The organism is Angelakisella massiliensis, from assembly GCF_900104675.1.
GTDB lineage: Bacteria > Bacillota > Clostridia > Oscillospirales > Ruminococcaceae > Angelakisella > Angelakisella massiliensis.
The window spans coordinates 2,201,370-2,227,394 of record NZ_LT629945.1 but is presented as its reverse complement, the minus strand read 5'-3'; the positions used below and the strand labels follow the sequence as shown (position 1 = coordinate 2,227,394).

At 56.8% G+C, this 26,025-nt stretch carries 31 protein-coding genes, 1 riboswitch and 1 other annotated feature; of the genes, 5 read left to right on the top strand and 26 right to left on the bottom strand.

The genetic code is table 11. The features are described from left to right. Window positions 1-45: 45 nt before the first annotated feature. From scfA to queA, 5 genes are all read right to left on the bottom strand, one after another. Window positions 46-189 carry a six-cysteine ranthipeptide SCIFF gene (scfA, locus tag BQ5383_RS15965; protein WP_071433635.1) on the bottom strand — a complete coding sequence of 48 codons (144 nt, stop codon included), beginning with the start codon at window positions 187-189 and terminating at the stop codon, window positions 46-48. Window positions 190-260: 71 nt separating this feature from the next. Then, window positions 261-671: a TIGR04086 family membrane protein gene (locus BQ5383_RS15960; protein WP_071433633.1), complete on the bottom strand. Its 411-nt coding sequence runs from the start codon at window positions 669-671 to the stop codon at window positions 261-263. 78 nt (window positions 672-749) lie between these two features. After that, complete coding sequence (gene yajC / locus BQ5383_RS15955; protein ID WP_071433631.1) at window positions 750-1,085, bottom strand: preprotein translocase subunit YajC; 336 nt, start codon at window positions 1,083-1,085, stop codon at window positions 750-752. 97 nt (window positions 1,086-1,182) lie between these two features. Beyond that, complete coding sequence (tgt, locus tag BQ5383_RS15950) at window positions 1,183-2,313, bottom strand: tRNA guanosine(34) transglycosylase Tgt (RefSeq protein WP_071433629.1); 1,131 nt, start codon at window positions 2,311-2,313, stop codon at window positions 1,183-1,185. A 54-nt stretch (window positions 2,314-2,367) separates the two neighbouring features. Then, window positions 2,368-3,396: a tRNA preQ1(34) S-adenosylmethionine ribosyltransferase-isomerase QueA gene (queA, locus tag BQ5383_RS15945; protein WP_071435185.1), complete on the bottom strand. Its 1,029-nt coding sequence runs from the start codon at window positions 3,394-3,396 to the stop codon at window positions 2,368-2,370. Window positions 3,397-3,590: 194 nt separating this feature from the next. Next, window positions 3,591-3,764, top strand: a riboswitch (Lysine riboswitch). 126 nt (window positions 3,765-3,890) lie between these two features. Here queA and asd point away from each other — a divergent pair. The 5 genes from asd to BQ5383_RS15920 all read left to right on the top strand — a co-directional run bounded on the left by asd (window position 3,891) and on the right by BQ5383_RS15920 (window position 9,257). Continuing rightward, complete coding sequence (asd, locus tag BQ5383_RS15940) at window positions 3,891-4,970, top strand: aspartate-semialdehyde dehydrogenase (protein WP_071433627.1); 1,080 nt, start codon at window positions 3,891-3,893, stop codon at window positions 4,968-4,970. 34 nt (window positions 4,971-5,004) lie between these two features. Next, the gene (gene dapA, locus BQ5383_RS15935; RefSeq protein ID WP_071433625.1) at window positions 5,005-5,895 is read left to right on the top strand and encodes a 4-hydroxy-tetrahydrodipicolinate synthase; all 891 of its coding nucleotides are present in this window, start codon (window positions 5,005-5,007) and stop codon (window positions 5,893-5,895) included. A gap of 28 nt (window positions 5,896-5,923) precedes the next feature. Then, a complete protein-coding gene (gene dapB, locus BQ5383_RS15930; protein WP_071433623.1) occupies window positions 5,924-6,679 on the top strand; it encodes a 4-hydroxy-tetrahydrodipicolinate reductase in 756 nt (251 codons plus the stop codon). Between the two features lie 12 nt (window positions 6,680-6,691). Further along, the gene (locus tag BQ5383_RS15925) at window positions 6,692-7,162 is read left to right on the top strand and encodes an ACT domain-containing protein (protein WP_071433621.1); all 471 of its coding nucleotides are present in this window, start codon (window positions 6,692-6,694) and stop codon (window positions 7,160-7,162) included. Between the two features lie 124 nt (window positions 7,163-7,286). After that, complete coding sequence (locus BQ5383_RS15920) at window positions 7,287-9,257, top strand: fructose-1,6-bisphosphatase (RefSeq protein ID WP_071433619.1); 1,971 nt, start codon at window positions 7,287-7,289, stop codon at window positions 9,255-9,257. Window positions 9,258-9,552: 295 nt separating this feature from the next. Here BQ5383_RS15920 and zupT read toward each other — a convergent pair whose 3' ends face one another. The 21 genes from zupT to BQ5383_RS21660 form a co-directional block, all read right to left on the bottom strand. After that, complete coding sequence (gene zupT, locus BQ5383_RS15915) at window positions 9,553-10,314, bottom strand: zinc transporter ZupT (protein ID WP_071433617.1); 762 nt, start codon at window positions 10,312-10,314, stop codon at window positions 9,553-9,555. 35 nt (window positions 10,315-10,349) lie between these two features. Further along, complete coding sequence (gene tyrS / locus BQ5383_RS15910; RefSeq protein WP_071433615.1) at window positions 10,350-11,570, bottom strand: tyrosine--tRNA ligase; 1,221 nt, start codon at window positions 11,568-11,570, stop codon at window positions 10,350-10,352. 81 nt (window positions 11,571-11,651) lie between these two features. Then, window positions 11,652-11,893: a binding site (T-box leader), on the bottom strand. A gap of 79 nt (window positions 11,894-11,972) precedes the next feature. After that, window positions 11,973-13,658 carry a DNA repair protein RecN gene (gene recN / locus BQ5383_RS15900; protein WP_071433611.1) on the bottom strand — a complete coding sequence of 562 codons (1,686 nt, stop codon included), beginning with the start codon at window positions 13,656-13,658 and terminating at the stop codon, window positions 11,973-11,975. Between the two features lie 25 nt (window positions 13,659-13,683). Then, complete coding sequence (gene argR / locus BQ5383_RS15895; protein WP_071433609.1) at window positions 13,684-14,148, bottom strand: arginine repressor; 465 nt, start codon at window positions 14,146-14,148, stop codon at window positions 13,684-13,686. A gap of 44 nt (window positions 14,149-14,192) precedes the next feature. After that, complete coding sequence (locus BQ5383_RS15890) at window positions 14,193-15,053, bottom strand: NAD(+)/NADH kinase (protein ID WP_071433607.1); 861 nt, start codon at window positions 15,051-15,053, stop codon at window positions 14,193-14,195. Between the two features lie 29 nt (window positions 15,054-15,082). Next, the gene (locus tag BQ5383_RS15885) at window positions 15,083-15,889 is read right to left on the bottom strand and encodes a TlyA family RNA methyltransferase (protein ID WP_071433605.1); all 807 of its coding nucleotides are present in this window, start codon (window positions 15,887-15,889) and stop codon (window positions 15,083-15,085) included. Between the two features lie 17 nt (window positions 15,890-15,906). Beyond that, on the bottom strand, window positions 15,907-16,422 hold the full coding sequence (locus tag BQ5383_RS15880) for a divergent PAP2 family protein (protein WP_071433603.1): 516 nt from the start codon (window positions 16,420-16,422) through the stop codon (window positions 15,907-15,909). 80 nt (window positions 16,423-16,502) lie between these two features. After that, window positions 16,503-17,390: a polyprenyl synthetase family protein gene (locus tag BQ5383_RS15875; RefSeq protein ID WP_071433601.1), complete on the bottom strand. Its 888-nt coding sequence runs from the start codon at window positions 17,388-17,390 to the stop codon at window positions 16,503-16,505. Window positions 17,391-17,409: 19 nt separating this feature from the next. Continuing rightward, the gene (gene xseB, locus BQ5383_RS15870; RefSeq protein WP_071433599.1) at window positions 17,410-17,604 is read right to left on the bottom strand and encodes an exodeoxyribonuclease VII small subunit; all 195 of its coding nucleotides are present in this window, start codon (window positions 17,602-17,604) and stop codon (window positions 17,410-17,412) included. Further along, complete coding sequence (gene xseA / locus BQ5383_RS15865; protein ID WP_071433596.1) at window positions 17,601-18,860, bottom strand: exodeoxyribonuclease VII large subunit; 1,260 nt, start codon at window positions 18,858-18,860, stop codon at window positions 17,601-17,603. The genes xseB and xseA overlap by 4 nt, the downstream gene beginning before the upstream one ends. Then, the gene (locus BQ5383_RS15860) at window positions 18,857-19,807 is read right to left on the bottom strand and encodes a tRNA (adenosine(37)-N6)-threonylcarbamoyltransferase complex transferase subunit TsaD (protein WP_071433594.1); all 951 of its coding nucleotides are present in this window, start codon (window positions 19,805-19,807) and stop codon (window positions 18,857-18,859) included. The genes xseA and BQ5383_RS15860 overlap by 4 nt, the downstream gene beginning before the upstream one ends. Beyond that, a complete protein-coding gene (gene nusB, locus BQ5383_RS15855) occupies window positions 19,804-20,205 on the bottom strand; it encodes a transcription antitermination factor NusB (protein WP_071433592.1) in 402 nt (133 codons plus the stop codon). Before nusB ends, BQ5383_RS15860 begins: the two co-directional genes overlap by 4 nt. Window positions 20,206-20,404: 199 nt before the next feature. Further along, complete coding sequence (locus BQ5383_RS15850; protein WP_083390022.1) at window positions 20,405-20,773, bottom strand: Asp23/Gls24 family envelope stress response protein; 369 nt, start codon at window positions 20,771-20,773, stop codon at window positions 20,405-20,407. Between the two features lie 141 nt (window positions 20,774-20,914). Next, window positions 20,915-21,469 carry a SpoIIIAH-like family protein gene (locus BQ5383_RS15845; RefSeq protein ID WP_071433590.1) on the bottom strand — a complete coding sequence of 185 codons (555 nt, stop codon included), beginning with the start codon at window positions 21,467-21,469 and terminating at the stop codon, window positions 20,915-20,917. Window positions 21,470-21,544: 75 nt separating this feature from the next. Next, on the bottom strand, window positions 21,545-22,114 hold the full coding sequence (locus BQ5383_RS15840; protein ID WP_071433588.1) for a hypothetical protein: 570 nt from the start codon (window positions 22,112-22,114) through the stop codon (window positions 21,545-21,547). Then, window positions 22,111-22,602, bottom strand: coding sequence for a hypothetical protein (locus BQ5383_RS15835; RefSeq protein ID WP_071433586.1), 492 nt, complete (start codon window positions 22,600-22,602; stop codon window positions 22,111-22,113). Before BQ5383_RS15835 ends, BQ5383_RS15840 begins: the two co-directional genes overlap by 4 nt. A 16-nt stretch (window positions 22,603-22,618) precedes the next feature. Continuing rightward, complete coding sequence (locus BQ5383_RS15830) at window positions 22,619-23,773, bottom strand: stage III sporulation protein AE (RefSeq protein WP_071433584.1); 1,155 nt, start codon at window positions 23,771-23,773, stop codon at window positions 22,619-22,621. A 10-nt stretch (window positions 23,774-23,783) separates the two neighbouring features. Next, window positions 23,784-24,185 carry a SpoIIIAC/SpoIIIAD family protein gene (locus BQ5383_RS15825; RefSeq protein WP_083390020.1) on the bottom strand — a complete coding sequence of 134 codons (402 nt, stop codon included), beginning with the start codon at window positions 24,183-24,185 and terminating at the stop codon, window positions 23,784-23,786. Beyond that, window positions 24,182-24,376: a stage III sporulation protein AC gene (spoIIIAC, locus tag BQ5383_RS15820; RefSeq protein WP_071433582.1), complete on the bottom strand. Its 195-nt coding sequence runs from the start codon at window positions 24,374-24,376 to the stop codon at window positions 24,182-24,184. The genes BQ5383_RS15825 and spoIIIAC overlap by 4 nt, the downstream gene beginning before the upstream one ends. Window positions 24,377-24,400: 24 nt before the next feature. After that, complete coding sequence (locus BQ5383_RS20250) at window positions 24,401-24,721, bottom strand: hypothetical protein (protein WP_476726767.1); 321 nt, start codon at window positions 24,719-24,721, stop codon at window positions 24,401-24,403. Then, a complete protein-coding gene (locus tag BQ5383_RS21660; protein ID WP_071433578.1) occupies window positions 24,708-25,841 on the bottom strand; it encodes a hypothetical protein in 1,134 nt (377 codons plus the stop codon). The genes BQ5383_RS20250 and BQ5383_RS21660 overlap by 14 nt, the downstream gene beginning before the upstream one ends. Window positions 25,842-26,025: the final 184 nt, after the last annotated feature.

Genomic DNA, 26,025 nt, shown 5'->3' with positions numbered 1-26,025 from the left:
AATAAGGGACAGTAACTGTCCCCCATTTTTGGAATTGTTCCGGTTTTATTTACCGTTCTCGCACTTCTGGTTGGCGACAGTGCAGGAAGTCTTGCAAGCGGACTGGCAGGAAGCCTGGCACTCGCCGCAGCCGCCCTTGGCAGCAGTAGCCTTGAGGTTCGCGTGATTGATAGTTTTAACGTGTTTCATGGATGAACGCTCCTTTGCTTGAGATCGATGTTATTGTGATTATACCATATGTGACAGAACTTTTCAATCATTCAGCGCACTTTTCTTTTACAGTTAACGCCAAACACGCCGCCTGTCATACCGCTGAAACAGCAGATCGCCAGTTTATACAGCGCCTGTGTGCCCACTTCCCCGCCGCAGAAGGTCAGCTCGCAGAAAAGGGTCAGCAGAAAAATCAGTCCACCACAGGCAAGCCCCAGCAAGAGCCCCCCTTTACGGACGACATAACCGCTGATAAAACCTGCTCCGGCACATCCCGCAACGCCAGCCGCTGCCGCCAGCGGAAAGACCGCCCCATGGGGAAGGTCCACCGAGGACATCGCCAAAGCGAACAACAGCAGCAGCACCGCGGTAATGCCCACCCCCAACAGACTGGACAGCCCTACGGTACGGTACAGGCGGGAAAACTGTCTGGCCTCCGGGGCCGTGGACGGTTTTTTCAAGGAAAGCGCCCCCTTCATACTTGATACGATTCATTTTATTCAGCAGGGCGTTTTGTTATGCGCTGCGAAGCGGGCCAATTATTTCTTGTTCTTGTCGTCGCTGGTTTCCTTGGGGGTGACATTCTGCTGTACCGCCCAGCGGGTAATGCGGATCTTGTTGCGGTCGCCGCTGGTCTCGATGACCAGAGTGTCTTCCTTCAGGCTGACAACAGTGCCCACGATACCACCGATGGTGATGATGTCATCTCCGACCTCCAGGCTGGAGCGCATATTCTGGGCTTCCTTATCCCGCTTCTGCTGAGGTCTGAGCATAAAGAAATAGAAGATCAGGATAATGAGAGCCAGACTGCCGAAGGTGCTGATCATGCTCATGGTGCCGCCGGCCTGTGCCGCGGTCAGGAAAGATAAATTCATTTTTAACTACCTCCAAAATGTACTTTCATCATTATACACAGAAACACTTACGGTTTCAATAGCCTGAGCCAGTAAAAAAACAAAAGTTGTGCCGCAATCAGATCCGCCGTCCAAGAATGGGAACCATTTCCTCCCGGAAGCGAAGGAAAGTATCTTCGTCCAGATGTTTGCGGATAACTTCCATCAGGGTATTGTAGAAATAGAGGTTGTGCATCACTGCCAAACGCATTCCCAGCATCTCGTTTGCCCGCACCAGATGCCGCAGATAGGCTCTGGAATACTTCCGGCAGACAGGACAATCGCACTCGCTGTCAATGGGGCTGTCGTCCAACTGGTATTTGGCATTCTGGATGTTGATGATCCCCTTCCAGGTGAACAGATGGCCGTGGCGGGCGTTGCGGCTGGGCATGACACAGTCGAACAGATCCACACCCCGGGCAACCCCCTCAATGATATTGACCGGCGTTCCCACTCCCATCAGATAGCGGGGTTTGTTCGACGGCATATAGGGTTCCACCGCCTCAATGATCTGATACATCACCTCTGCCGGCTCTCCCACTGCCAGACCGCCGATGGCGTATCCATTGAGATCCAGCTGGGCGATCTCCTTCATATGGGCGATGCGGATGTCCTCATAGGTTCCCCCCTGATTGATGCCGAAGAGCATCTGGTGGGGATTGACCGTATCCGGCAGGCTGTTGAGACGGTCCATCTCCGTTTTGCACCGGCGCAGCCAGCGGGTGGTGCGGGCTACCGACTGCTCCACATAAGGCCGGGGCGACGGGTTTTCAATACATTCATCAAAGGCCATGGCAATGGTGGAACCCAGATTGGACTGGATCCGCATACTTTCCTCCGGCCCCATAAAGATCCGTTTGCCGTCCACATGGGAGTTGAAGGTGACCCCCAGCTCCTCGATACGCCGCAGCTTGGCCAGGGAGAATACCTGAAAGCCGCCGCTGTCGGTAAGGATGGGGCCATCCCAGCCCATAAACTTGTGCAGTCCTCCCAGTTTGCGGATCACATCGTCTCCGGGACGAACATGGAGATGATAGGTGTTGCACAGCTCCACCTGGCATTTCAGATCCCGCAGGTCATGGGAGGAAATACCCCCCTTGATGGCTGCGGAGGTTCCCACATTCATAAAGGCCGGAGTCTGGACCGTTCCGTGGACGGTGGTAAAAACACCCCGGCGGGCGGCGCCTTCCTTTTTGATCAACTGATACACGGTGATACATTCGCTCCTCTTGTTTTGTTTGAGAAAGGTTATTTTTGAAAAGCTTCAGTCATGGATAAACATGGCGTCTCCGAAACTGAAGAAGCGGTAACGCTCCTTGATCGCCGTCTCATAGGCGGCCATGGTGTGCTCGTAGCCGGCCAGGGCGCTGACCAGCATAATCAGGGTGCTCTCCGGCAGATGGAAATTGGTAATCAGCCCATCCAGGCATTTGAACTGGTAGCCGGGATAGATAAAGATATCCGTATACCCGGAGCAGGGATCCAGCCGTCCATCCTTGAAGGCGGATTCCAGCGTGCGGCAGGAAGTGGTGCCCACGGCGATGACCCTTCTCCCCTCTTCCTTGGCGGCGGTAACGGCACGGGCGGTCTCTTCCGGCACAAAATAGTGCTCAGAATGCATATGATGCTGTGTAATGTCATCCACCTTTACAGGTCGGAAGGTACCCAATCCCACATGGAGAGTCACATACCGGATCTCCACGCCCTTGTTTTTCAGCTCCTCCAACAGTTCCGGCGTAAAATGAAGCCCCGCGGTAGGTGCCGCCGCACTGCCCATTTCCCTGGAATAGACCGTCTGATACCGCTCCTTGTTCTCCAGCTTGGCGGTGATATAGGGAGGCAGGGGCATTTGACCGATCTTCTCCAAAACGTCAAAGAAGGTGCCGCCCTCATACTCAAAGCGGGCCAGGCGATTGCCGTCCTCCAGCACTTCCACGATCTCCCCGGTCAGCAGCCCGTCCCCAAAAACGAACCGGGCTCCCGGCTTGGCCTTTTTACCGGGGCGCACCAGGATCTCCCACAGGTCGGTCCCCTTCTGCTCCAGCAGCAGAAACTCCATAGCGCCGCCGGTGCCCTCCTTGTGTCCCAGCAGCCGGGAAGGCAGTACCCGGGAATCATTGAGCACCAGCACATCCCCCGGCTGGAGCAGCTCCACCAGGTCATGAAAATGCCGGTGCTCCACCGCCCCTGTATTCTTGTCCAGACACATCAACCGGGAGCTGTCCCGCTGTTCCAGCGGTGTCTGGGCAATCAGCTCCTGCGGCAGGTCAAAGTAAAAATCCGATTTCTGCATGATGTTGTCATTCTCCTGTTTGCGTCCCCCGGGGGACCTGAAATAATAGAGCCCTTTCTTCCCCACACCTTCAGTGAAAAACAGTGTTTTCCACTCCCGGTCATCCCGCTCAAAAAGTCCTGTTCTTCCCTTTTTTCCCGCTTTCGGCTTTTCCTGGAAACATTGACAGACCCGCCGCATAATGATAATATTAAGGAAGTGATAGAGGCGCGGCTTTGATGAGTATTTCCTTTTGCTATGACCGCCCGGTCGAATGGAAAGAAAGGCAACGCCGCCGAAGAGGACGGAACGGCATCCGCTTCTCTGGTCGGACTGCTGAACAAGGATTCGACTGTCGCCGGAGATCCCGGCGAAGCGCTATCAGGGAGACTTGGGCATGGGGTGTCTCATGGTCAACGCTTCTATTATATTGTGTTCAGTGCCGGTTTTCAACCGGTTTTTTTTCTATCACCAATATTTTGACGTCTTTGGACGGATCGAAGGAGAGAACAGCAATGAAAAATTATCAGGTGGGCGTCATTGGCGCCACGGGAATGGTGGGACAGCGCTTTCTGACACTGCTGGAGGGACATCCCTGGTTTACGGTTACCGTTCTGGCCGCTTCCGGGCGGTCCGCCGGAAAAACCTATGAGGAGGCGGTGGGTTCACGCTGGGCCATGAAAGCCCCCATTCCCCAGAGACTTGCCAAAACCATCGTTCTGGACGCGGAAAAGGACGCGGATGCCATCGCCGCTCAGGTGGATTTTGTATTCTGCGCGGTGAATATGAAGAAGGATGAGATCCGGGCTCTGGAGGAGCGGTATGCCCGCCTGGAGTGCCCTGTGATGTCCAACAATTCCGCTCATCGGGGCACCCCTGATGTCCCCATGATCATTCCGGAGCTGAACCCCCACCACGCTGAGATCGTCCCCGTGCAGCGCAAGCGTCTGGGCACCAAGCGGGGCTTTATCGCCGTCAAATCCAACTGCTCTCTCCAAAGCTATGTTCCCGCTCTCCATCCCCTGCTGGATCTGGGGGTGACCAAGGCTCTGGCCTGCACCTATCAGGCCATTTCCGGCGCCGGCAAAACCTTCGATACCTGGCCGGAGATGATGGACAATGTGATCCCCTACATCGGCGGTGAGGAGGAAAAAAGTGAGCAGGAGCCGCTGAAGATCTGGGGCACCGTGGAGGCGGACGGCATCCATCCCGCCAAAGAGCCCCCCATCACTACCCAGTGCATCCGGGTACCTGTTTCCGACGGACATCTGGCAGCGGTATTTTTCTCTTTGAAAAACAAGGTCTCTGTGGAAGAGATTTTGGACCGCTGGGCCCGCTTCCAGGGAGAGCCTCAGCGCCTGGGCCTGCCCTCGGCTCCCAAACAGTTCCTCCATTATTTCACCGAGAACGACCGGCCTCAAACCCGCCTGGACCGGGATCTGGAGGGCGGCATGGCCATTTCTGTGGGGCGGCTGCGTCCCGATACCCAGTATGATTACAAGTTTGTCTGCCTGTCCCACAATACCGTCCGGGGCGCGGCCGGCGGAGCGATCCTGATGGCGGAGCTGCTGGCGGCCAAGGGATATCTGGACTAACCCACCCATTCATCAAGTCAGGAGGCCCAAAGCTATGAAAGAAACCATTTTTACCGGTTCCGGTGTCGCCATCGTCACCCCCATGCGGGAGGACCGCTCCATTGACTATGAGGAGTTGGGCAGGCTCATTGATTTCCAGCTGGACAACGGTACCGACGCCCTGATCATCTGCGGCACAACCGGTGAATCCTCCACCATGACCGATGAGGAGCATGTGGAGTGCATCGCCTATGCTGTCAAGCGGGTGGCCGGCCGGGTACCGGTGATCGCAGGGGCGGGCAGCAATGATACCGCTTATGCCATCTGGGTGAGCAAGGAGGCGGAGGCCGCAGGAGCGGACGCCCTGCTCCAGGTGACCCCCTATTACAACAAAGCCACCCAGAAAGGGCTGGTGGCCCACTTTACCGCCATTGCCGACGCCACCACCCTTCCCATCATCCTGTACAATGTGCCCAGCCGTACCGGCGTCAACATCAAGCCGGAGACCTATCTGGAGCTGAGCCGGCATCCCCGTATCGTAGCGGCCAAGGAGGCCAGCGGGGATCTTTCGGCGGCGGCCCGCACTGCCAGACTTTGCGGCGACGCGCTGACCCTCTATTCCGGCAATGACGACCAGGTACTGCCCATCCTTTCTCTGGGAGGAAAGGGTGTCATTTCGGTGCTGGCCAATGTGGCTCCCAGAGAGACCCATGAAATGGTGGCAGCCTATCTGGCGGGAGAGACCGCCAAAGCCACCGCGTTGCAGCTGAAATACATCCCTCTTATTGAAGCGCTCTTTTCCGAGGTCAACCCCATCCCTGTCAAGGAAGCGCTGAATCTGATGGGATTCCATTGCGGTCCATGCCGTCTGCCTCTGACGCCTATGGAAGAAAAAAATCGGGAAAAGCTGGCGGCAGCGCTGAAAGACGCCGGACTGTTAGGCTGATTTACCCTGGAAGGATGGTTCAAAAAAGATGAAGTTGATCGTTTCCGGATGCGGCGGAACCATGGGAAAGGTTCTGACCCAGATGATACAAGAGCAGACCGACTGCCAGCTGGCCGCCGGATTTGATCCCCGGGAGGAATCGTCCCAGTCCTTCCCTGTTTTTCACCGGTGGGAGGACTGGAACGGCTCCTGCGATGGGGTGATTGATTTTTCCCATCCGGACAATCTGGACGGGCTGCTGCGCTTTGTGGGAACAAACAAGGTCCCGGCAGTCATCGCCACCACCGGCTTCACCCAGCAGCAGATTGACCGCATTCACAAGGCTTCCCTGGAGGTGCCGGTATTCTTTTCGGCCAATATGTCCCTGGGCGTAAGCCTGATGCGGGAGCTGTGCGTCAAGGCGGCCAAGGTGCTGGGGGGCCAATATGATGTGGAACTGGTGGAGAAGCATCATCATATGAAGGTGGACGCCCCCAGCGGGACCGCTCTGATGCTGGCGGACGCGGTGGCGGAAGCCCTTCCCTACCAGCCCAGATATGTTTATGACCGTCACAGTGTCCGGGCCAAGCGGGACCCCCACGAAATTGGCATCCACAGCGTCCGGGGCGGTACCCTTGTGGGAGAGCACGAGATGATTTTTGCCGGGGAGGATGAAGTGATCACCATCACCCACACCGCCTATTCCAAGAAAATTTTTGCCCAGGGGGCGATCAACGCGGCCCGGTTCCTTCAGGGCAAAAAGCCGGGACTGTACACCATGGCCGACCTTGTGGAACAAGCTTGAGGAGGATGAAATATGAACGGTGTATCCAGAATTTCCGTCACCGAAGACGTGGCCCTCATTACCTTGCGTCATGAAACCAGTGAAAGCCAGCTGATCGGAAAGATCTTTTCGGAATTTTCCCAGGAAGGTATCATCATTGATATGATTTCCCAAACAGCGCCTCAGGGGTCCGAAATGGATGTTTCCTTTACAACTGATTCCCATCAGGTAGTCAAGGTGCTTACCGTTATCAGCCGGATCCGGGACCAGTACCGCCAGATCAAGATCATGGTCTCCACCGGCAACTGCAAGCTGCAGCTTTATGGTGAGGAGATGCGAGAGATGACCGGTGTGGCCTCTCGGGCGATCCAGTCGCTGCTGGAGCAGGGCATTGATATTATCATGATCACCACCTCTGAAATTGATATTTCTTTCATTGTCTCCCCCGCCAATCAGCTGCGGGCGACACAGGTACTGGAACGGGCCTTTCAGGTAAAGGCTTGATTTTTCCCGCGCCGCTCCCTTTGTACAGCAGGGCCGGCGCGGTTTTTATTCCCCAGGGGGGATAGTTCAGCCTATTGCCTTCCATTTTGAGGGAAAAGATTATTGGACAGAAAGGAACAACCATATGGAGCGCTACCTGCAGCCTCAGGATCTGACGTTAAAGTATTTGGAGCTTCTGGCTCAAAGCTATCCCACCATTCAAACCGCTTCCACAGAGATCATCAATCTCCGTGCCATTCTCAATCTGCCCAAGGGCACCGAGCACTTTATCAGTGATATTCATGGAGAATACGAGGTTTTCACCCATATTCTGAAAAACGCCTCCGGTTCCATCAAGCGGAAGATTGACGAATGCTTCGGAGATACTGTACCGGATGAGGAAAAAAAGCTGCTGGCCACCATCATTTATTATCCGGAGAAAAAATTGGCCTCCATCTGTGCCCAGGGCCTCAATACCAGAGAGTGGTACCGCACTATCCTGGAGCGGCTGATCATGGTGTGCCGGGTGGCTACCTCCAAATACACCCGTTCCAAGGTACGTAAGGCTTTGCCGGTGGATTTTCAGTATATCATCGATGAGCTGATGTACACAGATAATTTTGAGACCAATAAGCAGGAGTATTTCGCCAATATTCTGGAGACCATCATTGATATTGACCGGGCGGATGAATTTATCATCAAAATTTCCCAGCTGGTACAGCGGATGGTCATCGACAAGCTCCATATCATCGGGGATATCTTTGACCGGGGGCCAGGGGCTCATTTTATCATGGACGACCTGTGCAAGCATCATAATGTGGATTTCCAGTGGGGCAATCACGATATCCTGTGGATGGGTGCCGCCTGCGGGCAGCTGGCCTGCATCGCCAATGTGATCCGCAACTGTATTCGGTACGGCAATTTCGACACCCTGGAGGACGGCTACGGCATCAATGTCCGGCCACTGGCGGTATTCGCTATGGAACAATACCGCAACGATCCCTGTGTCTCCTTCCGTCCAAAAGAGGTGGAAAACGCTTTGAGCAGCCACGATCAGGAAATGGCCGCCAAAATCAACAAAGCCATTTCCATCATCCAGTTCAAGCTGGAGGGCCAGGTGATCATGCGCCATCCGGAGTATCAGATGGAGTCCCGCCTGCTGCTGGACAAAATCAACTGGGAAAAGGGCACGGTAGTTATTGATGGAAAAGAACTGCCCATGAACGACCTTTCCATGCCCACCGTGGACCCGGCCAATCCTTATCAGCTGCCGCCGGAGGAATCTGAACTGATGGAGGGACTGCGCTTGTCCTTCCTTCACAGTGAAAAGCTCCAGCAACACACCCGGTTCCTGTTCAAAAAGGGCGGAATGTATAAAATTTACAATGATAATCTGATGTATCACGGCTGCATCCCCCTTTCAGAGGATGGCGGATTCGCCGGATTTATTGTAGATGGCGTAGAATACAGCGGTCAATCGCTGCTGGACTACTGTGACCGCATCTGCCGCAGGGGCATTTACAGCACCGGACAGGACCAGCGGGAGGGCCAGGATTTTATGTGGTTTTTGTGGTGCGGCCCCATGTCTCCCCTCAACGGCAAGGACAAAATGACCACCTTTGAGCGCTGCTTCATCGACGATCAGAGCTGCTGGGAGGAGCACAAGGACTGGTATTACAGCTATATCAACACCAGAGCCACCGCCGAGATGATCCTGCGGGAGTTCGGCATCACCGCCAAGCGGGCTCATATTGTCAACGGTCATGTACCGGTGAAGATCAAAAAGGGAGAATCGCCGGTGAAAGCGGGCGGCAAGCTGCTGATCATTGACGGGGGCATCTCCAAGGCGTACCAGCCGGTAACCGGCATCGCGGGATATACCTTGGTATCCAATTCCCATGAACTGGTGCTCTCGGAGCATCAGCCCTTTACCTCCCTGGATGCCATCATCCAGGAAAATCAGGATATGCACTCCAAGAATATCTCCATTGAGGTATTCCCACAAAGGGTCAAGATCCGGGACACCGATGAGGGACGCATCATTTCCGCCAAAATTGTGGAACTGGAAAACCTGCTGGACGCCTACCGCCGGGGCGTAATCAAGCAAAAGGGCTGATCCTTTCTCCCCTACGATGAGGCGTAACCGACAGCGGGATAGTCTGAGCAGCTCTTGTCCCCCACATACCTCCCAGAACCCACTTGATGTTCCCTGTCCCAGGACACAGACGGATAACAGCTGTTTTTTCGGGAGCTTCTGACCGCTGATATTATTGTTGGCGGCCTGCTTTACCCCATAGTTGGCGAAAGCCTTTTGTGTAAGACCTTTACCGGCAGAGCTGATGGTTTCTGCTGTACAGAAAAAACTCCCCTCTGGAACGGTTTGATATCGCCGCAGAGGGGAGTTTTTTATTTTAAAGCAAATGGGTCAGGGGCATCAGGCAGATACCGGTAAAGGTGGCGATGAGGGCGTCCCGGTCATGGCCGTACTGTCTGGAGCTGGGGATCAGCTCCTCCAGACAAATATGGAGCATGATACCGGATACCAGGGCGAAAATCGCCCCCAGCAGCAGATCGGTGATAAAGGGGCGCAGCACCAGAAACGCCAGCAGCGCACCAATCGGTTCCGAAATACCGGAAAGGAAGGTATACTGCACAGCCTTCCAGCGGCTGCCGGTAGCAAAATACACCGGCATTGCCACAGAGATCCCTTCCGGAACATTGTGGCAAGCGATGGCCAGAGCAATGGACGCGCCAAGAGCAGCGTCATCATACCCCGCCATAAAGGTGGCGATTCCCTCGGGAAAATTATGCAGACCAATGGCCAGCATGGACACAAAGCCTACCCGGAACAAATCCTTGTGGGGCTTTTCCCCGGTGGCATCGTCATATGCCTCGTGGGGAACAAAGTGGTCCAGAGCCGCCGCCATCAATACGCCCGCAATGAGAAAGAGTATGGATAAAACTGTACCCATCTTCTCCCCCGCCACGCCGCGGAGCAGTTCATCCGCGTTGGGCATCAGATCCGCAAAGGAAACGCTGAGCATCACCCCTGCGGCAAATCCCAAAGAGACCGTCACCAACCGCTCGCTTTTTTTGCTGGCGGCAAAAATCACTACCGCCCCCAGCAAGGTAGCCAATCCGGATGCCATGGACAGCCCCAGGGCAAAAAACATACGCTCGATGGTCAACAGCTCCTTTCGTCAGGGCATCAGGCCAGAGTAACCTTGTGGTAAACCTTTTTGCCCTTCTTAATAATCATATGCCCGGAGATGTTTTCCCGTTCCACCTTGGCGGCGGGGTCGGTCACCTTCTGGTCGTCCACCGAAATACCGCCCTGCTGGATCAGCCGCCGGGCCTCTGCCTTGGAGGGCGCAAGGCCGGTTTTTACCAGCAGATCGGTCAGGCCAATAGCGCCGTCGGTAAAGTCCGCTTCCGCCAGGACAGTGGTGGGCATATTTTCATCATGGCCGCCGGAAACAAACAGCGCTTTTGCCGCTGCCAGCGCTTTGTCCGCTTCCTCCTGGCCATGGACAAACTTGGTCACCTCATAGGCCAGACGCTCCTTGGCCTTGTTCAGATCGCTGCCCTGCCACTTCTCCATCTCCTCGATCTCCTCAATGGGAACAAAGGTGATCAGCTTCAGGCAGTTGATGACATCATCATCCCCTACGTTTCTCCAGTACTGGAAGAAGTCGTAGGGAGAGTACTTCTTGGGATCCAGCCAGACGGCGCCGCTTTCGGTCTTGCCCATCTTCTTGCCTTCCTTGGTGGTCAGCAGGGTGAAGGTCATGCCGCACACTTCCTCCCCTTCCACACGGCGCACCAGCTCCACACCGCCAATGATATTGGACCACTGGTCATCTCCGCCCAGCTCCATGGTGCAGTTGTGGGTCTGATACAGCTTGAGGAAGTCGTAGCTCTGCATGATCATATAGTTAAACTCGATGAAGGACAGACCACGCTCCAGACGGGACTTGAAGCACTCCGCTGTCAGCATCCGGTTAACGGAGAAATGAACGCCGATATCCCGCAGCAGCTCGATATAGTTGAGCTTCATCAGCCAGTCGCCATTGCGCTCCACAATGCACTTGTCCAGAGGCACCAGCCGTCCCATCTGCTCCAGGAAGCGGTCGGCGTTATAATTGATCTCCTCCACCGACAGCATCTTGCGCATATCGGTTTTACCGGTGGGGTCGCCCACCATGGTGGTGCCGGTGCCCAGCAGCAGGATAGGGGTATGACCCGCCCGGATCATGTGGTTGATCACCATCAGCTGAAGGAAATGTCCCACATGGAGGCTGTCCGCAGTGGCGTCAAAGCCGATATAGAAGGTGGTCTTTTCGTTATCCAGCTTCTCCCGGATCTTCTCGGGATGGGTCATCTGGGCAATGAGGCCCCGGCGTTCCAGTTCTTCAAAAACCTTGCTCATTTTTTGTTGATCTCCTTTTGTTTTGATGTGGTTTGTGCAAAAGGCCTGAGGAAAAACAAAAAGCCCCCCGCACAAGCTTGTGCAGAGGGCGAAACAATTCGCGGTACCACCTCAGTTCAGCAGGACGTCACCGTACCTGCCCTTTGGAAGTTCCAACTGAAACTCCCGTGATATAACGGTCACACCCGGCAAGCCCTACTTTATTCCGTTCAGGCCGCAGCTCCAAGAGGTATTTCCCGCGGAGACGGTCGCTTTTTTCCACCATCCAAAAGCTCTCTGAAGGCCGGTTTATCCGCAGTACTGATTCTTTTCACAGCAATTAAGTGGATTATAGATGATTTATTTCCAAAAGTCAAGCCCGCTTTGAAATTGGGGCCCTTGGCAAAGTCCGAAAACAACGGTTCAAACACCATCGGCTCCGGCAAACTCCTTTTCAGCCAGTGTCAGCATCTCCCGGGCGCTTTCCAGAGCCTTGGGGGTGATGTTCTCCCCTACAGTGATTCTGGCCAGCTCCTCCACCCGCTCCTCCGGCGACAAGGAACGCACTTTGGTATAGGTCCGGTCCCCCTGGATCTCTTTACAGATCTTCAGGTGATGGGTACCGTAGGCGGCCACCGGAGCCAGATGGGTCACGCAGAGTACTTGACGGTGACGGGCCACCTCCCGGAGCTTGCGGCCGATTTTCTGAGCCGCCCGGCCACTGACGCCGGTATCGATCTCGTCAAAGATCATGGTACCAATATCATCCCGATCCGCCAGCACGTTCTTCACCGCCAGCATCACCCGGGACAGCTCACCACCGGAAGCGATCTTGGAAAGAGGCTTGGGCTCTTCCCCAGGGTTGGCAGAAATCAGCAGCTCCATCACATCGGCGCCGTTGAGGGCCAGATCCTTTTTTTGACAGGACAGCGCTAACCGGACATGAGGCATATCCAGGTAGGTCAGTTCCTGCTGGATGAGACGGATCAGTTCCGCAGCCGCCTTTTTCCGCCGCTGGGTCAGTTCCCCGGCCATCTTTTCTGCCTGCTGCTCCAACTGCCGCTGCTGCTCCTCCAAAGAAGCAATGCGTTCGTCGGAATGGTCCAGCTGCTCCAGCTCATCGCTGATGCGCTCCAGATAGGCCAAAATATCCGGGATCTCGCCCCCGTATTTCTTTTTCAGCTTTTGGATGTGATCCACCCGGTTTTCAATATCATCCAGCTGCCGGGGATCAAATTGATACTGGTCCAGGCAGTCCCGAACGGTGGAAGACAGCTCCTGCAGATCATAACCGGTCTCGGTGATACGGTCATCATACTCCGACAGCTGCCGCAGATAACGGGAAGCGGTGGACAGCTCCTCCCCCAACAGCTCAAAGGAGCTCAGCAGCCCCTGCTGATCCTCGGTGCCGTTGAGAAGGTCATAGATGGCCCCCAGGGCACTGGTGATCTTTTCGGCGTTGCGTATGATCTCCCGCTGGGAAACAAGCTCCTCCTCTTCTTCCTCGCTCAGTTGGGCGGCGGTGATCTCGTCCACCTGATACCGAAGCATATCCTGACGCTGGAGGCGGTAGCTTTCATCCATTCTGGATTGCTCCAGCTCCTCCCGCACACCGGCAAGACGGCGGAAAATCTCCTGGTATTCCTCCAGACGGATGCCGCCGAAGTTGTCGATAAAGCTGAGGTGACGGTCCGGCGAAAGAAGCTCCTGGCTGTCCCGCTGGCCGTGAACATCAATAAGATGTCCCGCCAGCTGCCGCAGCAGCCCGGTGGTGGCGGGACGTCCTCCGATACGGCAGCTGCCCCGTCCTTCTGTATCCAGTTCCCTGGAGATCATCAGCTGGCCGTCCTCCGCCTCATACCCCAGCTCTTCCACCATGGAGCAGACCTCTTCCGGCAGATCGGTAAACAGAGCGGAAACCAATGCCCGCCGCTCCCCGCTGCGGATGATCTCCCGTGAGGTGCGTCCGCCCAGAACCGCGTTGATGGCGCTGATGAGCATGGTTTTTCCCGCTCCGGTCTCACCGGTAAAGACATTCAGCCCTTCCCTCAGCTCAATGGAGGCTTTCTGGATGATAGCGATATTTTCAATGTAAAGCTGTGAGAGCATCCCTCATCGCCTCCCGCTTCCCGTATTACTGGGATGATCTTCCTGTGATCTGAGAAAGGTAAGCCGCCAATTCCTCGGCATTATGCTCACTGCGCAGCAGCAGGAAGATGGTGTCGTCTCCGGCAATGGTACCCACCAGTCCATTCCAGCTGATGTTGTCGATGGTAGCACAGACAGCGTTGGCCATGCCGGTAAAGCATTTGACCACTACAAAATTACCCGCGTGGTCCACCGTTTTGACCGACTCCATAAAAACGGAATTGACATTGACGGTGAAGGTCTCAGGCTTTCTTTCCTGAGGAACAGTATAATAATAGGTACCATTGGGCGACAGAGCCTTGATCAGCCGCATTTCCCGAATATCCCGGGAAATAGTGGCTTGGGTGGCGGAAAATCCCTCCTGCGCCAGATAGTTCTGCAACTCTTCCTGAGTGGTGACAGTGTGGGCGGCGATAATGTCCAGAATTTTGCTTTGACGTTTTGCTTTCATGTTGATACAATCCTTTCCTGTCAGCACAGCGACAATCTGATTGCTTATCCTCTTTGCTTGATCTTGGTTGTCAGGATCTCAAAGAATTCCTGATCGTGAAAATCCACAAAGCGGGCTTCATATCGGGACTGCTGGATATCAATGACGCAGCCTGGCGGAACCGTGACTCTTCCTCTGCCATCGGCGATAATGGCCAGAGAGGAATCCGGAGACGAAATGGTAATGTGGTTTTCAGCCGAGAAAACCATGGGGCGGATGGAAATGGCATGGGGGCAGATAGGAACCATGACAGTGGCCTTCAGCCGGGGGTCCAGCACAGGTCCGCCCGCCGAAAGCGCATAGGCGGTGGAGCCGGTAGCAGTGGAAAAAATGACCCCGTCTGCCCGGTAGGCGTCGATCTTCCGGCCATTGCAGCGCATTTCAAAGCAGGCGATATTCTCCTCGGGGGTTTTGCTCAGCACGATGTCGTTGAGAGCAAAATCCAGCTCCGGACATTCCTCCCCATCCAATGTGGCAGCCAAAGCGTTACGCACCGTCACATGATAACGCCGCTGACGCAGCTGCTCCAGATACCGGGGAATATGTTCCCGCTCCATCTGCGCCAAAAAGCCCAGATGTCCGGCATTGATGCCCACCACAGGCCGGTTTTCCGCTGAGGCGAACCGGGCGCAGTGGATAATGGTGCCGTCCCCACCAATGGACAACACCATATCACAGCCGGCCAGAAAATCCCGCTGTGATTCCGTCAGCCGCGCGCCCAAATCCTCGCCGCCCGCTTCCAACAGCTCCCGGTCCAGGGGAAACACCAGGTATTCGTCCTTCCCCTGTTCCAGCAGCCGAAGGAGTTCTGCGAGAATCTCCTCCGTTTCTCTCTTGCCGTAATTGGGTACAATAAAAAAGCGCATGGGGACTACCTCCTCTTGGTGACGGGCCGTCAGTGATCCAGCTCCTGGTGGGATTGCTCCACCGTAAGCCTGGCGTCCTCCGCCGTCACCAGAGGCTCTCCCTCCTCCTTGGAAAGAAACAGCAGATACTCAATATTTCCCTCCGGCCCCCGTACCGGAGAATAGGTCAACCCCATGGGACGCAAGCCGATCTCCCAGGCAACCCCCAGGATCTTTTCCAGCACCATCAGGTGGGTGGCAGGGTCCCGGACCACACCTTTTTTCCCCACAAGCTCCCGTCCCGCCTCGAATTGAGGCTTGACAAGGCAAACAACTTTACAGTCATTTTTCAGGAACTTCCACGCCACCGGCAGCACCAGCGCCAGCGAAATGAAGGAAACGTCAATGGAAATAAAGTCCAGCTGCTCCGGCACCTGTTCTTCTGTCAAATACCGGACATTGGTCCGCTCCAGATTCACCACCCGGGGGTCGGTCCGCAGCTTCCAGGCCAGCTGGCCGTAGCCCACATCTATAGCGTACACCTTGCTGGCTCCGTTTTGCAGCATACAGTCGGTAAAGCCGCCGGTGGAGGCCCCGATATCCCCGCAGACGCAGTCCTGTAAAGTGATGGGAAAGGTCTCCATGGATTTTTCCAGCTTCAGCCCGCCCCGGCTGACATACCGAAGAGTCTCCCCCCGCACCTCGATCTGATCGGTTTCACTGACCAGCTGTCCCGGCTTGTCCGCCTTCTGCTGGTTGACATAAACCTGCCCGGCCATAATGATGCCTTTGGCACGGTCACGCCCCGAAACAAGGCCCCGTTCCACCACAGCGGCATCCAGTCTTTTTTTTTCCATATCCTACCCTTTCCCCCTTATACCGGCATCGGCAGAAGGGAGGCAATGAGGATTCCCAGCAGCGCGCCGCCAAACACCTCCAAAGGCGTATGGCCCAAATACTCCTTGAGCTCCTTGTGTCCCACGATATTGTCGGTATTTTCGTTGTATTCCTCTTCGATCTCCTCATTGAGCAGATCAAAAACTTTGCTGATATCCTTGAAGCTGAAGATCATCTTGTTCAGGACCTTTGCCTGTTCTCCCGCCGCCCGGCGGACGCCCATGGCGTCATACATGACCACCGCAGCGAAGCAGAGGGTCAGGGCGAAAAGAGGGGAATCATACCCCTGGAGCTTGGCCATTCCCACTGTAATGGAACAGACCAGAGCGGAATGGGAGCTGGGCATTCCCCCGGCACCGAACAGCCGCTCCGCCCGAAACTCTTTGACCTGAATGAGTGTCAGCAGGGTTTTGATCACCTGCGCCAGGCTCCAGGAAATAAAGGCCAGATTGATGATATAGTTACTTGTAATGGCTTTCCAGGTAGACCCCATGTGGTTCGTCTCCTCATTGATGTTTTGGGACCGGATAAAAGGAGCTTACCGGAAAACCGGTATGCAGCGGCCCCCTTCGTTTATTTTGTTCTCTCCACCAGCTGCCGGGCCATTTCCCGGAAAAATGGCTGGTCCAGACGGGTGCCCGCCAAAGCGCAGGCTCCCTCCTGCGAGATCTGCCGGGCCATTTTTCGGGCGCCCTCCACCCCATACAGGGTGACATAGGTGGTTTTGTGGTTCTGGGCATCGCTGCCTACGGACTTACCCAGCTGTTCCGCCGTGGCGGTGACATCCAGAATATCGTCAATGATCTGAAAGACCAGCCCCAGCTTTTCCCCGTACAGATTGGCAGCAGCCAACTCTTGATCGGATGCTCCCGCAGTCACACAGCCTACCCGGATGCTGGCCCGGATCAGGGCCCCTGTTTTCATTCTGTGAAGGGTGTGGAGCAGCTCCGGGGACAGTTCCTTTCCCTCCTGCTGGATGTCGATCACCTGACCGCCGATCATCCCGCCGGTGCCTGCCGCTGTGGACAAAGCGGCCACCGCGGCACAGATCTGCCGGGCGGACAGCTCTTTCGTGCAGGTGGAAAGGACCTGAAAGGCATGGGTGAGCAAAGCGTCCCCTGCCAGCAGCGCCATCGCTTCTCCGTACTGGATGTGGCAGGAGGGCTTCCCCCGCCGCAGGTCATCGTTATCCATGCAGGGCAGATCATCGTGAATCAGAGAATAGGCGTGAATCATCTCCAGTGCGGCGGCCGCCGGCAGAGCGTGATGAAAATCTCCCCCGCAGGCCTCATGAAAAGCCAGCACCAATACGCCCCGCAGCCGCTTCCCCCCGGAAAGCAGACTGTAGGCCATAGCCTCCTCCACTGTCCTGTGGGGGCCTCCGCTGTGAGGCAGATATTTCGGCAGCGCCTGTTCCACGGCGTCCCGATAAACCTGATACTGTTGTGTATAAGAGTTCAAAACAGATCCCTTCCTCCACTTATTCCAGGGGCTGACGCTGCTCCACGATCTGCTGGGCCGCGTCGATCTGTCCCAGGCATTGCCGGGACAGCTGGAGTCCTTCCTCATACAGCTGGATGGAATCGTCCAGCGTGGTTCCGCTGTCTTCCAGCTTCCGCACGATCTCCTCCATGCGTTTGAGGGCTTGTTCAATGGTCAAGGTTTCTTTTTTCATACAGTCGTTCCATTCTGGTCCTGTTGAGGACCGCAGTCATCCCGCTTTGTCAGCAGCCGTACCTCCGTGACGGAGGAAAAAACCTCTCCGTCCTCCAGTCTGGTACGCAGCGTTTGTCCCGGCAGCGCATCGGCGGCATGACGGAGCACCCGATCTCCCTGCCAGGTGATGGAATATCCCCGCAGCAGCAGGGCGGCGGGGTTGACCAGCTCCAGACGGGCCAGGACGGACAGGGTCTGACTGCGCAGCCGTTCCAGCCGCCGCTGTTGGATGTCCTGCATAGATTTTATCAAATATTCTAAAGTTTGTCTATTTTTTTTCAGTTCATTTCTGGGAGAATTTTGGGACAGCAGCAGGGACAGCCGTTCCGTCCGTCTGCGGATGGATTCCAACTTTCCCCGGTAGCTGTCCTCCAGCCGCCGCTGCCGCCGCAGCACTTCTTCCCGCAGCAGGGAGACGCTGCCGGTCATCAGCTGGCAGGCAGCCGTAGGGGTGGCCGCCCGGGCGTCCGCCACAAAATCCAGGATGGTATAATCCACCTCATGCCCCACAGCGGACACCAGTGGGATCCGGCAGACGGCCGCGCGCCGGGCCAGAGCCTCGTCGTTGAAGGCGGAAAGGTCATCACTGGAGCCGCCTCCACGGGCAATGACACAGCTTTGGCAGAGCCCTTCCCCTTCCATCCGGTCCAGTGCGGCCATCACTGAGGAAGCGGCCTTGTCCCCCTGTACAGCAGCGGGATAGACGATCAGACGCACCATGGGATTGAGCCTGCGGAAGGTGGAGATAATGTCCTGAAGGGCTGCGCCCTCGGGAGAAGTGATGACCCCCACTGTTCTGGGCATGGGGGGCAGCGGCTTTTTCCTGCCCGGGTCGAACAGCCCCTCCTGATACAGCCGCTTTTTCAGTTCCTCCAGTGTTTCTTTATGCATTCCCTTCCCCAGGGTCTGAATGTCGTAAGCGATCAGCTGGAAGTTGCCGTCCCGCTCATAAAGGCTCACCGTTCCCCGGACCACAACGGCGCTGCCCTCCTCCGGCCACTTTTTCAGCTGACCGGCATACCGGCTGAACATGACGCACCGCAGCTGGCTTTCCCCCTCCCGGAGGGAAAAATACAGATGTCCCGAGGCGGAGCGGTAGTAGAGATCACAGATCTCCCCCCGCACCAGCAGGTCCTTCAGCTGCCGCTGCTCCTCCAGCAGGGATTTGACATACCGGGTAAGCTGGGCGACAGAAATCAGTCCCGGTTGATTCATGGCTGTACCTCCCTCTGGGCCAGAAACCCGCCCAGCAGCGCCACACCGCAGGCGTTGTCCGCCGAAAAAGCGGGCTGAGCGAAATACCGTTCCGGCCCCGCCAGACGCTCCCGCAGAAAGCGGTTGGACATCACACCCCCGGAATACAGCACCGGCAGCGGTCCCGTCCGCTCCAGACACCAGTCGGTCATAGCGGTGAGAACACCCGCCAGGTAGGTTTGAATGTAGCAGGCGATATCTGCAGGGGGCACTGCCTCCTTCTGCATCTTCTCCACCTGGTTCTCCATCCCCGACAGGCAGCAGCAGCCGTCTTTGAGAACCGGTTTGCGGACCTTGCCACAGTGCCCGCCCTCCGCCAGACGCTCCAGATGGGGGCCGGCGGGAAAAGGAAGCCCCAGACGGACGCCGGTACGGTCAATGAGCTGTCCTGGACTGATATCCAGAGTATGGGCAAGAATTTCCGCCGACAACACCTTTTGCTGATCCGGGGTGATCCGAAGTCCCTCAAAGGTGCCGCCGGAGACATGAAAGGCCAGAAAGGGCTTGTCTAGCAGCTCCAGCTTTCCGGCGGAATACAGTGCGGCCGCTACATGACCCGCCTGGTGGGAGGTGTAATAAACCGGCACCCGCAGCGCTGCCCCGATACACTCCGCCGCCATCTTCCCCGCCAGGAAGCAGGGCATATAGGAGCCCTCCACCTCTCTGGGACGGTCCGATACGCAGACGGCGGCCACAGGGCAGTCCGTTTCGGCCATCACGCCCCGCACCTGGTCGCTCAGTTGGCGCACATGATGAAAAAGGGCGTCGCTCTGCCGCAAGCCCAGGGCCCCCTCCTTAACAGGGAGCAGCTGTTTGCGCTGCAGGATGACGCCGCTTTCCGGATCGAATACAGCCGCGGAGGTGGTATAGTTGCTGGTATCCAGCCCCAGCACCACGCCCGGCGTCATGGATGATCCTTGCCGCGGACGTATCCGCCCAGAACGCCGTTGACGTAGGAGGCGTCATCCTCGCCGCCGTACTTCTTGGCCAGCTCCACCGCCTCGTTGATGATGGCGCCGGTGGGAACATCCTCCATATAATCAAGCTCGCCGATGGCCAGCCGCAGCACCGACAGCGTCACCTTGGGCAGACGGTTGAGCTTCCATTTAGTGGAATTGGCCTCGATGACCTTGTCAATCTCATCCCGGTGCAGCTGTACGGCCCGTGCCGCTTCCACCGCGTAATCATCAATCTCAATTTCCCGGCATTCGGTGGCGTTTTCCACCAGCTCTGCCACAGGCATATTGTTGAACACCATTTCAAAGACCAGGGCAAAGGCCTGCTCTCTGGCTTCTCTTCTTGTCATGCTTTTCCTCCGTTTTGGTCATTCCTGTTTTTTGCGGGAAGTTTTTCCCCGGACAGCAAACTACCCCCCGTATTCAGCCCTGGACCCGGAAGAAAACCCAAGTCCCCGGAACGGCCGGACCTTCAAAAGATCCGAACCAGCCCCGGGGCCGGTGCTCCCGCGTCCCGCAGGCCGCATAAGGAGGGTGTTTCGTTTTTTCTCAGACTGCGGGAGTTTCTTCGAATTCGATGCCCGCGATGTAAAGGTTCACCTTGGAAACGACGATGCCCGTCATATTCTGGACCGCTTCCTTGACGGCGGACTGGAGCCGCTTGGACAGCTCAGGAATCTTGGCGCCGTTCTTGACGATGATGCGGATGTCGATGGTGGCCACGCCGTCGGTGATATCGATGGAAATGGGCTTCATGGTCTGCTTTTCCAGCAGCCAGCCGGTGAGGTTGGAGCTCATGGGCGCCAGAGAGGCCACGCCTTCCATCTCAGTGACGGTATAGCCCGCGACGGAAGCCAACACATCGTGAGAGATTTTCAGGCTGCCGGCAGTGGACCGGTCCATTTTGATGTCCTGCATATTGTACTACCTCCGGTTCATCTGAGTTTACATTGTCAAAGTTCGTTTCCGGACTGTCCGGAACGGAGAAGCCTGCAACAGAACCTCCTGTTCCACTTCTCCCTTTTCTGTTATTATACCATGTTTTCTCGGTGAAACAACCTATTTGATTTCGATAATTGAAATTTTTTCGTCCGGCAGCGTAACCTCCCCCAGAATGGCGTCCTTGATCTGGGCGGCCTCGCTGTCTGTCATGCCGTCGCACTTGACCAGCACATCGATTTTATCCTCTTCCAGATAAACCATACAGTCGGCAAAGCCCTTGGCCTTGATGAGGTTTTCGATCTTGCCCTCTTTTTCAATGCTCTCGGCCAGATCCGCCGCCCGGGTGGTCAGGGAAGCCATATCCTCATCGGAGAGATCGGCGTCCTCCAGCATATATTTCAGCGCGTCCATGGCTTCATCCCTGGACTTGCTGCGGGAGAGCTTCGCTTCCGCGAAATAAGCTTCCCCATAGGCCGCCGTTTCCGTCACCTCTCCGTCCAGTTCCTCTCCTGCGGCGGCGCTGGCGGCAATGTTTTCCGTGGCGATAAAATCCGTGCCGTTTGACTGCACATACTGCCAGTTGAGGTATACCGCGATGCTCAGGGACAATACCAGCGCGGACAGTATGATATGACGTTTGCTGACAATCATGTTAAGTCTGATCTTCTTCATCCAACCTTCTCCTCCCGTTGTACGTTGGTACATCTTATGGCGCAAGATCCCGGAATATACAACCTTCCCAAACTTTCATCCCGCTGTTTCTCCTGCTGCCGCGCTCATGGGACAGACAGACACCATTGCCGCCGGAATATCCAGCGCCACCCGCACCAGGTCGGTCACCGACAGCACGGTGGAAGGGTCTGAGCCGCCGTCGCAAACCACCACCACCCCCCGGACCTCCGGCTCCATGCGCACCGTCACCAGGGGCGTTTCCCCGTCTGCTCCGTCCACCAACACATAAGTTTGTTCGGTGGTGTTGCGTTCCTGGGTCTTTTGTCCCCCTTCCGCCCGGTCATCCAGGGTTCGGTCCAGGTCATTTTTCTCGGAACGGGCGTAAACATTGCTGTACCCGCTTTTGAGGGTGACCATCACCTCCACCCGCCCCACGCCCGATACCTCCCCCAGCAGGGTCTCCAGCCGCTGCTCCAGGCGGGCGGCATAAAGCTCGCTGTCCTCCTGCTGGATCACCTGTGGCGTCTGGGCGGGCTTTTTCTCCAGAGCCGGGGTCAGGGCGATCAAAAAAATACCTCCAAAGCCCAGCAGCACCAGATACAACAGCTTTTTCTCCGGCAGCAGCTTGCTCCAGTTCAGTTTCATGCTTCCTCCTCCTTATACTGGATTACCAGGGGAAAATCCAGTTGTTTTTCCAGCTGCTCCTGGATCTCCAGATGCTGCTGCATCAGCTGCTGGGGCAGTGTCAGACGGACCCGGAGGGAAGGCTCTCCCGCCTCATCCGTCTCCAGCTCCAGATATACGGTGTACTCCCCTTCTTCCGCCCCCATCCGGGCCATCACCTGACCGATCTCCTCCTCCAACTGCCGTTCCCCTTCCTCTTCCAGCCGCTGGCGAAAGGGCTCTCCGGCCCGCTGGGCCGCCTGCTGCCGCTGCTGCTCCGCCTCCTGCCACTGAATATCCGGTATTTCCCATGACACCGAAGCGGGAAGCAGAAAACAGAGGAGCAAAAAAAGCCCCAGCAGCATCCGCAGTGGTCCCGCCAGAACCTTGGCCGGGGACAAAACCGAAACAATACCGCAGATCATCGCCCCCACACAGATGGCGTATACCCATCGGGCCGCTTCCTCCATCTTTTTTCCTCCTTTCCTATGGGGTCTGAAAGGCGATCATCACCATGGTGGTGGAGATGACCACCAGCAGCAGCTGACAGCAAAGCACCGCCAGCAGCAGCCCCAAAGCTCCCGACAGCTGACGCAGCAGGCTGGAGATGCTGCCGGAGCCCAGAATCCCGCTCATCAGCGCCGCCAGATTCAGGGAAAGATACCACAGAAGAATCCGCAGCAAAAGTGGCAGAAAGGTCAGTACAGTCACCGCCACCCCAAAAGCACCCAGGGTCCCCTTGGCGATTTGCAGATAGCCCTGGGCCGCCACATATAAATCGGAGAGGGCTCCGCCAATGCCGGGGATGAGGCTGCCGATCATAAATTTGGCCGTTTTGACGGTGGCCTGATCCCCTCCCGAAGCCACCACCCCCTGGATGGTCAGCAGTCCGGTAAAGACGGTGAGAAACAGCGTCATGGCCCAGACACCGAAGGACCTCAAGCCCGCTGCGGCATCCTCCAGATGAAATCCGGGACAGGTGACCGAGGTGACGGAAAGGGCCAGGTAAGCACACAGCAGCGGCGCCAGAAAGGCGCTGACAAAGGAAGCCATCAGCTGACAAGCCCCAAAAAGGAGGATGTTGTAAACCGCTCCGGTAAGGGGCTGCCCACCTGCCGTCATCACCCCGGCCAGAATGGGGATAAAGGTGGTGATGAACAGGGAAAAGTCATGGAGGGCGTTGACCACGTCCAGGATACAGTCCACCACCGGACCGGTGATAAAAGCCGCCACAAAGACGCATAAAAGGATCTTCATCACAGCCCCCTGTTCTCCCTGGCTCAGAGAAGAACCCATAGCGTCCAGCACGCTGCACAGAATCAACACCCCCGTCAGCACCAGCAGCGCCTGGGCAGGGGCGGAGATATACTGCCGGATCAGCGCCGTACAGCGGGCCAGCAGGACCTGAGGCCGAAAGCTGTCCAGGGTATCCCGGATGCTTTCCCCCGTCTCCGGCGCTACTTCCCGGGCGGAGGGAGGCACCTGCTGCACCAGTTCCTCCCCATCCCCCTGCTCCAGATATTCGTCCAAAGCCTCCTGAAAGCTGTCCTGGGGCTGAGAGCTTGCTTCCTCTGCCCAGGCGTGGACCATACCGGAGAACAGGATGAGCACCGCAGCGAAAAAAAGAACAAAATGCCTCATCTCCGTCCTCCTATCCCACCGCCGACAGCAGTTGGGAAACCGTTTGCAGCAGCTGGTAAAACAGGGGCAGCGCCAACAGCAGCAGAGCTGTCCGTCCCGCCAGCTCCACCTTCAGGGCGATGGCGCTTTCTCCGGCATCCCGGCAAAGCTGTCCGGCAAATTCCCCCAGAACACAGATCCCCAGCCCCTTGAAAACCACCGTCAGCAGCTCCGAGGGGAGCATGGTGGCCGCCAGCATCCGTTCCAGCTCCTGCCGGATCTCCCCGATCCCCTCCAGCAGGAACAGCAGCGCCGCAATACCGCAGGCCATGGAGATAAGCATGGAAAACTCCGGCCGGTACTGCCGCAGTACCAGGGCCAAAATAGCGGAAATGAGACAAAATACCGCGATCTGTTCCCACGATACCATCATAAGTCAAACACCGTCTTTACCGTCTCAAACAGGTTGCTGATCTCCTGGATCATCATCATCAGTACCACGATCAGACCCGCCAGAGAGGTCATCATCGCCTGCTCCTCCCGGCCGGAGCGGAGCAGCACCTGGTACAGGACCGACACAATGATCCCGATGGCAGCGATGCGAAAGATCAGATCCACATCCATCTTTATCTTCCTCCTTTTTTCACCTTACAGCAGCACCACCGCCGCCAAGCAGCCGCAAAGCAGCCCCAGACGGCGGTACAGGCCGGCGTATCGCTCCTCCCTTTCCAGGGCCCGCTTTCCTCCCCTTCCAAAAAGCTGGATGGCGGAGCGCAGCGCCGTCTGCTGCATCTCCAGCTCCAGGCGGCCCACTGTATCCCACAGGGGAGCAAGCGCCCCCATCACCTCACCATCCTCCTCCAAACCGCAGGCGCTCAGCGTTTGCCGCAGGGCCCAGGAAAAATCCGGCGTCCCCCGGAGGGTTTCCGCCAGCTTTTGGGCAAAGGTCATCCGCTTAAATTCTTCCAAACCCGCCAGCAGTCCCGCAATTTCCCCCGGTGTCCGGCGCAGACAGCCTAACTGAAGGGCAAACTGTTCCCAGTATCGTCCCATCCCCTCCATCAGTTCCCTCCGCTGCCGCAGCTGAGCCGCGCGCCACCATCCATACAGGCCGATGCTGCCTGCCACCATCAGCACTCCCATCTGTCTGAGCATCATATTCCTCCTTTGACAGCAACGCTTCCAGGGTACAGGGCCGGGCGGAAGAACCCAGCAGAGCCACCGTTCCAAAAGCTCCTGTAGCCATCAGCCGCTTTACAATGGGGCTTTCAAAGAGCTCCCTTCGTCCTCCGCAATGGGCTGAGGCCGCAAAGGCCACTCCGCAGCACAATCCCTGAGAGATCTGTTCCGCTTCCTCCAGGCTGCCCACCTCGTCGCAGACGATCAGCTGGGGCGACAGGGTCCGCACCGCCTGGGTGATGGCGGCAGCTTTGGTCAGTCCACACAGGATGTCGCAGCATCCCAGGTCCCGCCTGGGCTCCCCTTCCATCATGGCGGACAGTTCATGACGTTCATCCACCACCGTCACCTTCATACAGGGGCCCGCAAGCCCCATGGAGAGGCTTCTGGCCAGATCCCGCAGCAGGGTCGTTTTGCCGCTTCCCGGCATTCCCGCTATCAAAATCCCCTCTGCCGGGTTCACCCGTTCCAGTAAGGGCAGGGCCGCTCCCGGCACTTCTCTGGAAATGCGGATGGACAGGGAAGAAATTTCCCGGCAGGCGGCCTGTCCCTGTTGATCTGCCGTCATTACACCGCACACACCCGCCCGGTCCCCCCAGGAGGTGGTGACAAAGCCCTGGGACAGCTCCTGCTGATGGGTATGAACGGAAAATTCGCACAGCCGGTAGAAGCAGTCCTCCACCTCCCGCCGGGACAGGGTCCAGTCCCCCTGGGCGGGAAAGCTATGAAGGCGGCCTGTCCGGGACAGAAACCGGCTGCCGCTTCCATCAAATACGGATACCGGGCAGCCTGTCCGCAGGCGAAGCTCCTGGATCCGCGCCAGTTCCCCTTCCGGCAGCTTTCTCAGCGCGGCGGCCAGCTGTTCCGGCAGCAGCCTGAGCGCCTTTTCCAGTTCCTCCATGTTGGTCATGGACATCCCTCCTCCTGGTCGTTGGTCCCAGTATATGAAAAAGCGGACAGGTTTTAGAACCATTACTTCTGTTTTGTTTTATCAGTGAAAAAGTCACCGCTTCTTTCCAAAAAAGCGTGGCTGTTCCGGGACTCTTGCCGCTGAAATGAAATGTTCCTCTTTTTCTCTCCCCGCAGCTTGGATA